Here is a 7634-nt window from a genome sequence, read left to right on the forward strand (position 1 = left end):
TGAGGAAGGCTTCGATCTGCGCTTTCCACGGGTTGCGGTCCAGCGAGTTGGAATACTGCGACGGATACGGGTACAGCCCCGGCTGGCGCATGAAGGCTTCCAGCGCCGCGGCCGAAGGGCCACTGCGGGCGATGCTGTTCGGGTCCTGCGTGGGCGCAGGGCCGACGATCGGAACCGGGAAGGTCAGCGTGGGCGGCGGTAGTGTCGGGTCGAGTTTCTCCGTGCCGAATTCTTCGAACAGCAGCAGCTGCTGAGTGTACGGCTGGGCCCCGAACAATGGGCTGGGCTTGCCATTGGTGGGGATCTTGAAGGATGTTTGCTGGGCCGGCTGCAGCACGTTGTCGGTCGTTGGCGTGGTGCGGGTGCCGTACATGCCATTGGGCAGGGCGAGGGCGCCCTGGTTGGCGGGTGGCATGGCCCGTATGGCATCCAGCGCGGCCTTGGGGTCGGCCGGCGGGTTGGTAAACGCAGAGGGGTCCGTCGATGGTGGCAGGCCGAAATCATCCAGCGGTGCGGCACTGACCGGATCCAACCCGAAGGTGATCAACAGTACAGAAACTGCGCCCGAAACCCTTGAGGAACGGATCGAATTGAATGGCGATGCAAGGATTCTCATGAGGTTCCCTCCGCGACATAGCAAAACGGCGCACCCAGCCATCCCCACCTGGTGACAGTAACTGCCTGCGTTGCAAGGCGCCATGCAACCACCGGGCCATGGACGAGAAGGGGAATGAAAATTCCGAGTAATTAGTAAGTTGTTTCAACGTGTTTTTTTTTGGTAAGTGCTGGGTGGGGGGATATTCCTCAAATGAGGTAGTAAACGCCCGGTTGGGTGGGTGTAGTGCCCCATTTATGGAAATAGTAGCGGCCCTATTTCACCGCCCGCTTTTGGCAGGGGCTGCTCGCCCTAGGGCGACATGGATAATGTTACATAACTGAATCAGACCGGCTTCTCGTATTTATCGTGGTGACAGGACGTACAAATAGCGGGCACTATTTCAGCTGCGCAAGGGGATGCTGGCTTTTTGTGATCTACCCTCCCAGGGCGTGTGAGTTGGCGCTTCGCCACAGGATTTACTTAGTCGGGAGACAGACCTTGGTTTCCATTGGGCCGCGGTCTGGATGGGGCATGCCAGTCGATCAGCAAAAAACCTTGTCTGGCTATCGTGTATCAGGCGAGTTCGACAACGCCTGGATTGAAGCCCAGATCGCCAATATGACTTGGCACTACTGAAAAGTCGGGAGGGTTTCAAACATTCAAATTATTTCACCGTGGCCATGAACGCTCACGGTGCCAGCTTGCTCAAAACTAACGAGGTGGAAATGAACAGGAAGTCTAACCGGGGCTGGACAATGGCTGCGGCACTCGTCGTAGTGGGTTCAACGCTTTTTGCGGGGTGTGCGAGCAAGAACGATCCGATCACGCAGGCAGACAAGACGGATGTGACCAAGGGCGTACCCGCGCCGAGTCTCGAGCAGACCAAGGCGATCGCCGAGGAAGGCTTTATCTACGGCTTACCGCTGGTCATGAACTACGCCGTGATGAACGAATATGCTGTGGACAAGGGCGGCCCGCAATACAAGGCGCCGTTCAACCAGATCAAGAACGAGCCTCGCGTCTACACCTACCAAGACACGGCCATCATCACTCCGAACAGCGACACCCCGTATTCGTTTGTCTGGCTGGACCTGCGCGCGGAGCCGATGGTGATCTCGGTGCCGGCAGTGGACAAGCGGCGTTACTACTCGGTGCAGATGATCGACGGCAACACTTACAACTACGGTTACATCGGCAGCCGTACCACCGGCAACGAGCCAGGCCAATACATGGTGGTCGGTCCCGATTGGAAAGGCGCGCCCCCTCCCGGTATCAAAAAAGTCTTCACCTCGACCACTCCCTTCGCCGTGAGCGCCATTCGGACTCAGCTCTACAATGCCAAGGACATGCCGAATGTCGAGAAGGTGCAAGCGGGCTACAAGGTCCAGCCGCTGTCCGCCTTCCTCCATCAACCCGCGCCGCCCACTGCGCCGAAGATTGATTTCGTGCCGGCTACGACGGAAGGCATCAAGGCCAACTTCTTCGAGTACCTGTCGGCCGCGATGGAGTATGTGCCGCCATCGGCTGACGACCAGGAGATCCGGGCCAAGCTGGCGAGCATTGGGGTGGGACCCGGTCGCACCTTCGAATTTAAGGACCTCTCGCTCGAGCACAAGGCCGTGGTTCTGCTCGGGATGAAGGCCGGTGACGAGAAGGTCGACAAGTTCCTCGCGAGCGGGACAAAGATAATCAACGGCTGGAGCGTCGGCGCGTACTTCGGCGACCAAACATTCTACAAGGCCGACTGGCTGAAGCGTGCCGGTGCCGCGAAAGGCGGCCTCTACGGTAACGACGCCGTCGAGGCGATGTATCCCAACACGCGCACCGACGGCACCGGCCAGACGTTGGATACCAGCAAGCGCAAGTACACGCTGACTTTCCCGGTCGGCAAACTGCCGCCAGTCAATGCCTTCTGGTCGGTGACCATGTACGACGGCAAGAGCCAGCTGCTGATCAAGAATCCGCTCAACCGTTACCTGATCAACTCGCCGATGCTGTCGGCGATGAAGAAAAACACGGATGGTTCACTGACGCTGTACATCCAGAAGGACTCCCCCGGTAAGGCCAAGGAGGCCAACTGGTTGCCGGCGCCTGACGACACGGTCTATCTGGTGATGCGCCTCTACTGGCCGAAGACCGCACCGCCTTCGATTCTTCCCGCTGGCGAAGGCAGCTGGCAGCCACCGGCGTTGGTGGTATCGAAGTAGTGCGACCCATTGCTGACACTCGCCGTAAGTCGGTGTCGGCCAGTGCTACTTTTTGCCAATAGCAGCCGATCATGAAGGGCTGCTATTGGCCGCTATCTGCCTGATGTAGACGCAGTTAGCCATAGCGAAAAGGTGGGTTGAGAGAGCCTGGTGGTACAAAATTGGTACGAGCGGAATTGAAAACTGGCGTAATCCATTGTCTTAATGCCCACAGCCCCCCAGTTAATTATGTGGGGCGCACAACATCAAAGGTGAATCGGAGCCGCGGTCCGGAAAAGAAACCGCGGCAACCGATCAATCAGGCGGCGGGGAGCAGGCCTTTCTGTTTGGCGACATGAGTCGCCAGTGCGTCCATCAAGTCCGGGGACAGGCAGTCATAGGGTTCCAGGCCGATCGAGCGCAAGCGCTCGCGGATAGCCTTCATTTGCGCGGGCGGTGTGCCGGTTTCGATGATGGAGGACACGAACGCCGCGAATCCCGGCGCAGCCCATCCGCTCTGTGGCGAAAGCTCGGTGTGGACGAAGTCCAGGCCATAAAACGCATGGTCCTTGTTCTCGATGCGCCCAAAGAGATGGGCGTGACACTGCTTGCAGGCGTGGCGCTGGATGGTGGCGGATTCGTCGACAATCGCCAGTTTTTCGCCGTGGGCAATCACGCTGACCTTATCTCGAGGCACCACGGCGATGACGGCGAATGTCGCGTTTTGTGGTTTCCAGCATTTGCTGCAGCCGCACGCGTGGTTATGCAGAGTTTGTGCGTCGATCTTGACCTCGACCTTGTCAGTCGCACACAGGCATTGCAGGGTGCCACCTGTGAAATTCGCGGCGGCGGGTTGGATACCATTGTCCAGTACAGGGTGAAGTTGCAAAGTGCTCATGCTGGCGTCTCCGTTTCAGGGTGTCAGACAAAAGTGCCTGGGGCCGTGCCCCAGACCGGTAGTTCATCGGAACTCGATGCCGGCGCGGATCGATTTGCCTTCATGCATCCGATCGAACCGCGGCGGATTTCGAAAAGGACACAGTGCATAAACGAGTGACCTCCTTCGGTGCGACCGGTCGGTTACCCAGATCAAGAATAGTCTGCGATGATGTCTCGAGCGCGGCCAGGACCAGCGCACGGGCGAGTGTGTCGAATTCAGATGGAATCCACACACGCCCAAGGTTTTTCAGGTCTGCTTCTGGCCGGACAGCGACGGCCAAGCATTGACCGTCGCAGCAGGTGATCAGACCTCCGTCTGTTCCGCCATTTCCAGGGCGTCATCGACTTCGATTCCCAGGTATCTGACAGTGCTTTCAAGCTTCGTATGACCAAGCAGGAGTTGGACAGCTCTCAGGTTCTTCGTCCTGCGATAGATCAACGATGCCTTGGTTCGCCGTAGCGTGTGGGTACCGTACATGGTTGGGTCAAGGTCAATGGCTGTCACCCACGCTTTGACTATTCGAGCGTATTGCCCGGTGGAGAGATGATCTGAGCCATGCAACCGGGTCGAAAACAAGAACTCCTCACCACGGAGGTGGGCCTGATGAATCCAGGCCTCCAGAACCTCGATTTTGGTTGACTGACTTCCTCAGGGCATGAAGCTGGCGGTCGTACAGGATTTACAATCGGAGGCTCAGATGAACCGCCCGGTAGCCTTGAAGACGGTGCATCCAAGGCGGCCACGTCGAACAGGCAATTCAAACGCGACCTGAGCAAACACGGCTAGGCGCGGGCACGCCGGTATAGTCGACTCTATTGCCTACCGTATTTCCCGGAGCCTCCATCCAGTGTCTGACTTGCTGAGCAACGCCGCCTACACAAAACGCTTCGACCTGGTACTCGCCTACATCGACGCCAATCTCGAAGGTGACTTGTCCGTGAAGACGTTGAGCCAAGTCGCGAATTTTTCGGCGTTTCACTTCCATCGACAATTCACCGCGTTCGTGGGCGTGCCTGTTTCACGTTATGTACAACTGATGCGACTACGACGCGCGGCGCATTGCTTGTCTTCCCTCGCGAATTACTCGGTGCTGGACGCCGCTTTCGGTGCGGGTTTCGAAAGCCCCGAAGCATTTTCCAGGGCGTTCAGGCGGGCGTTCGGTATGACGCCGAGTGCATTCAGGAAGCAACCGAATTGGCAGGTCTGGAGTGCGGTGTTCACCATCCCTCATTTTTCCAGGAGCATCATCATGCAGATACGAATTGTGGAGTTTCGCGAAGTCAGGGTTGCAGCATTGGAGCATTGCGGAGCGCCCGGGCTCATTAATGAGAGTGTGCGTAAATTTATCGAATGGCGCATGCAGAGCGGACAGTCGCCGGTGGCATCAAGTCGCAGCTTTGGTATTCCTTTCGGTAACCCCGATACGACCCCGGCCGAAGCGTTCCGGTTTGCAATCTGCGGCGAGATTCACGAGGCGGTAGCAGCGAATGAGTTCGGCGTAACCGAGAGGGTTATCCCCGGCGGGCGCTGCGTCGTGGTGCGTCACGTGGGCTCGACGGATCACATCGGCGAATCGATCTATCCGATCTATCGCGACTGGCTCCCTACCAGCGGCGAGGAGCTTCGAGACCAGCCGCTGTTCTTCGATTATCTGAGCATTTCCCCCGAGACACCGCAGGATCAATGGCAGACCGATATTTATGTGCCTTTGCAATAGCGGACAGGTCGCTGCTGGTTTGAAACGATCGTCGTTGAGTTCATCGTTGTAATCTGCCTCTCGCCAAGGGGCAGCTATTGGCCGATCTCTGCCTGTCTTCCAGGGTAACAATCGACCGCGTATTCAACCTGTCGAGATTCTGCTGCGCGTCATGTGTATGAGGGCCGATCGGCCGTTTCCCAAAGAAGGTCGCTCCTCAATTGCATAAGGCACAAACCCAAGCTTGGGGTAGAGCAGCAGCCCTCCGGTGTTTTCGTTGAAACAGGAAATCTGCACCTCGTTGGCTCCGTAACGCTCGAATGCCAAGCCGGTCATCGTCTCTACGATGAACGTGGCCACTCCTTCACCCCGAGCGCTCGGCGAGACGATGACATTGCCGATACAGCAAACGCCATTGCGTTCAGCTCGATAGAAATTTGCAAACCCAACGACAGTCCCATTGATCTCCACGACGGTAGAGTCAAAGCGTTGGGAGATCGCGGTAATCAACTGCGTTTCCGTTAGCGGGAAGTGCGCCTTTGGAAACATGAAAAACAACTCTTGAGCGTTCTGAGGAAAGCCGCAGATCATTTTAACGTCGCTAGCCTTCACTGGCCTGTGGTTCAGTTTCATTGCTCGTCTCTAAGCTCCATGAATCGGTACTTTAGCTGAGTCCCAAGGCTAGCGCAGGGTGATGGAAAGCAATGGCATGCCCGCAAATGGCCGATTGCAGCAGACATGAAGGGCGGTTGACGCCCCATGGCGGACAGTCCGGACACTAGAGTCAGGTGTTGGATTGATGAGCCGCCCAGTGTTTCATCTCTACTGCAATGAAGTGGTTCACCAGGTCACTGTACATCTTCTCGATTGCATCCGGGCTCAGGCCCTCAGCCTCGGCCCACTCGCGTCGTGTCTCCAACATGGCCTTGAAACGCTCCGGAGCACGCACCGAAGTTGCTGAGGTCTTGTACTTCGAGGCAGCCAGTACATAGTGAAAACGCTTGCCCAACAGCTTGATAACAACCTGATCAAGGGCATCGATTTCGCGTCGAATATCCTCCATGCCTGCACACTCTTCGGGCTGCAACTTATTGATGACGTCCATGTAGTTGACTCCGTTTGCTGAAAATTCGTGGGCCTTTGGAAGAAGTATCGGCGCGCTGTCTTCCGTGAGCGATACAGCCTGAATACCATAAGTCGGTGTTTGAGTGGCTGCTTCTGGCAGATTCCGTTGAAAAAGTCGGCCCGCCCAAATGGCCTGAATATTGAGTGGTGAAAACGCCTTTTTACACACTGCTACGTGAAATCTGAGCCCGGAAGCCTCTGCCCAAAAGTAAAGATTTCAATCTCAGGCGCGTATTTTTCTGCCGTTGAAACCATGGCCGACTTTTTCAACAGAATCGGCCGATTTCTGCCTGTCGCCTTAAGTGACTCCACTCATTCGAGAGCAGGAGCGCGCTGAAGATCGATGCCCCTCTACGTGATCCAATTCCAACAGCCTTACTAACGGTGTCGTCAACGAAGGCCAGGTACCCACCTTGACGCCGCGCCACAGCGCCAACCTGTGGTTGGTGCGTTCGCTGACGCAAACCTGGCGTGTGGGCATGGGGGCCAACTATGTCGATGATCGCTATACCGCGCTGGATAACAATGTGGTCATGCCGGCTTACACAACAGTGGACACCGCGCTGTTGTACAACCAGCCGAAATGGGACATGGCCCTGCGTCTGCGCAATGTCTTCGACAAGGAGTATTACGCTTCGGCGCATGGTTCGGTGGATCTGATCACGCCCGGTGCCCCACGGACGCTTGAGCTGAGCACCAACTATCGCTTCTGAGCCCAGACCTGAAGAACAGGCCCCAAAGCAGCCCTTCGTGAAAGGCTGCTTATAGCTGTGGATTCAACACACTGGATTTTGTGTTAGCGGGATTTCGGTTATATAAGCAAAAGCAGCACCTTGGGTGCTGCATTCGAGGCTTGAGGCCGCACATTTCTGTCAGCCCGGGGACGCGCTATACGGATCAGCTATTGCTGCGGTCGGTCGCCTTGGCTTTGCTTTGAGCGACAGCGGCTTCAGCCTTCTGTTTCTGGGCAACCTGGTAGGTTTCCATCGAGACTTTGCGGGCCGACTCCATGCGTGCGAAGGTCCGGTCACCGCCACCTGTGGCCATCGCCAGAGAAGAAGCGGTCAGAGTGGCGACTACGAAGAGAAC

General features: G+C 56.8%; 6 protein-coding genes and 3 pseudogenes. 3 read left to right on the forward strand and 6 right to left on the reverse strand.

Features of this window, described 5'->3' with window-relative positions:
• Nucleotides 1-616: pseudogene (locus AC1DKH_RS30065) on the reverse strand (copper oxidase); the annotation flags it as partial.
• 737 nt (nucleotides 617-1353) lie between these two features.
• Between AC1DKH_RS30065 and AC1DKH_RS30070 the strand changes: the two are divergent.
• A complete protein-coding gene (locus tag AC1DKH_RS30070; RefSeq protein ID WP_477800199.1) occupies nucleotides 1354-2805 on the forward strand; it encodes a DUF1254 domain-containing protein in 1452 nt (483 codons plus the stop codon).
• Between the two features lie 298 nt (nucleotides 2806-3103).
• On the opposite strand, the gene gfa is transcribed toward AC1DKH_RS30070, so the two are convergent.
• Both gfa and AC1DKH_RS30080 read right to left on the reverse strand, forming a co-directional pair.
• Nucleotides 3104-3682 (reverse strand): S-(hydroxymethyl)glutathione synthase, encoded by a 579-nt coding sequence (gene gfa / locus AC1DKH_RS30075; RefSeq protein ID WP_477765552.1) that lies wholly within the window; start codon nucleotides 3680-3682, stop codon nucleotides 3104-3106.
• Nucleotides 3683-4027: 345 nt separating this feature from the next.
• Nucleotides 4028-4348: pseudogene (locus AC1DKH_RS30080) on the reverse strand (tyrosine-type recombinase/integrase); the annotation flags it as partial.
• Between the two features lie 223 nt (nucleotides 4349-4571).
• Here AC1DKH_RS30080 and AC1DKH_RS30085 point away from each other — a divergent pair.
• The gene (locus tag AC1DKH_RS30085) at nucleotides 4572-5441 is read left to right on the forward strand and encodes an AraC family transcriptional regulator (RefSeq protein ID WP_477800196.1); all 870 of its coding nucleotides are present in this window, start codon (nucleotides 4572-4574) and stop codon (nucleotides 5439-5441) included.
• A 123-nt stretch (nucleotides 5442-5564) separates the two neighbouring features.
• Here AC1DKH_RS30085 and AC1DKH_RS30090 read toward each other — a convergent pair whose 3' ends face one another.
• On the reverse strand, nucleotides 5565-6053 hold the full coding sequence (locus AC1DKH_RS30090; protein WP_477756782.1) for a GNAT family N-acetyltransferase: 489 nt from the start codon (nucleotides 6051-6053) through the stop codon (nucleotides 5565-5567).
• Between the two features lie 151 nt (nucleotides 6054-6204).
• Nucleotides 6205-6525, reverse strand: a complete 321-nt coding sequence (locus AC1DKH_RS30095; protein WP_477800197.1) for an isochorismate lyase — start codon at nucleotides 6523-6525, stop codon at nucleotides 6205-6207.
• A 379-nt stretch (nucleotides 6526-6904) separates the two neighbouring features.
• Between AC1DKH_RS30095 and AC1DKH_RS30100 the strand changes: the two are divergent.
• Nucleotides 6905-7258, forward strand: a pseudogene (locus AC1DKH_RS30100) (TonB-dependent receptor domain-containing protein); the annotation flags it as partial.
• A gap of 184 nt (nucleotides 7259-7442) precedes the next feature.
• Here AC1DKH_RS30100 and AC1DKH_RS30105 read toward each other — a convergent pair.
• Nucleotides 7443-7634 (reverse strand): co-regulatory protein PtrA N-terminal domain-containing protein (locus AC1DKH_RS30105; RefSeq protein ID WP_477800198.1); only part of this gene is annotated, 192 nt, incomplete at its 5' end.

The sequence above is a fragment of the Pseudomonas sp. 05L36 genome, assembly GCF_056398125.1.

Excerpts from the sequence above, each read along its gene's own strand:
- AC1DKH_RS30090 (WP_477756782.1), bottom strand. The coding sequence starts at position 6,053 with ATGAAACTGAACCACAGGCCAGTGAAGGCTAGCGACGTTAAAATGATC.
- AC1DKH_RS30070 (WP_477800199.1), top strand. The coding sequence starts at position 1,354 with ATGGCTGCGGCACTCGTCGTAGTGGGTTCAACGCTTTTTGCGGGGTGT.
- gfa (WP_477765552.1), bottom strand. The coding sequence starts at position 3,682 with ATGAGCACTTTGCAACTTCACCCTGTACTGGACAATGGTATCCAACCC.
- AC1DKH_RS30095 (WP_477800197.1), bottom strand. The coding sequence starts at position 6,525 with ATGGACGTCATCAATAAGTTGCAGCCCGAAGAGTGTGCAGGCATGGAG.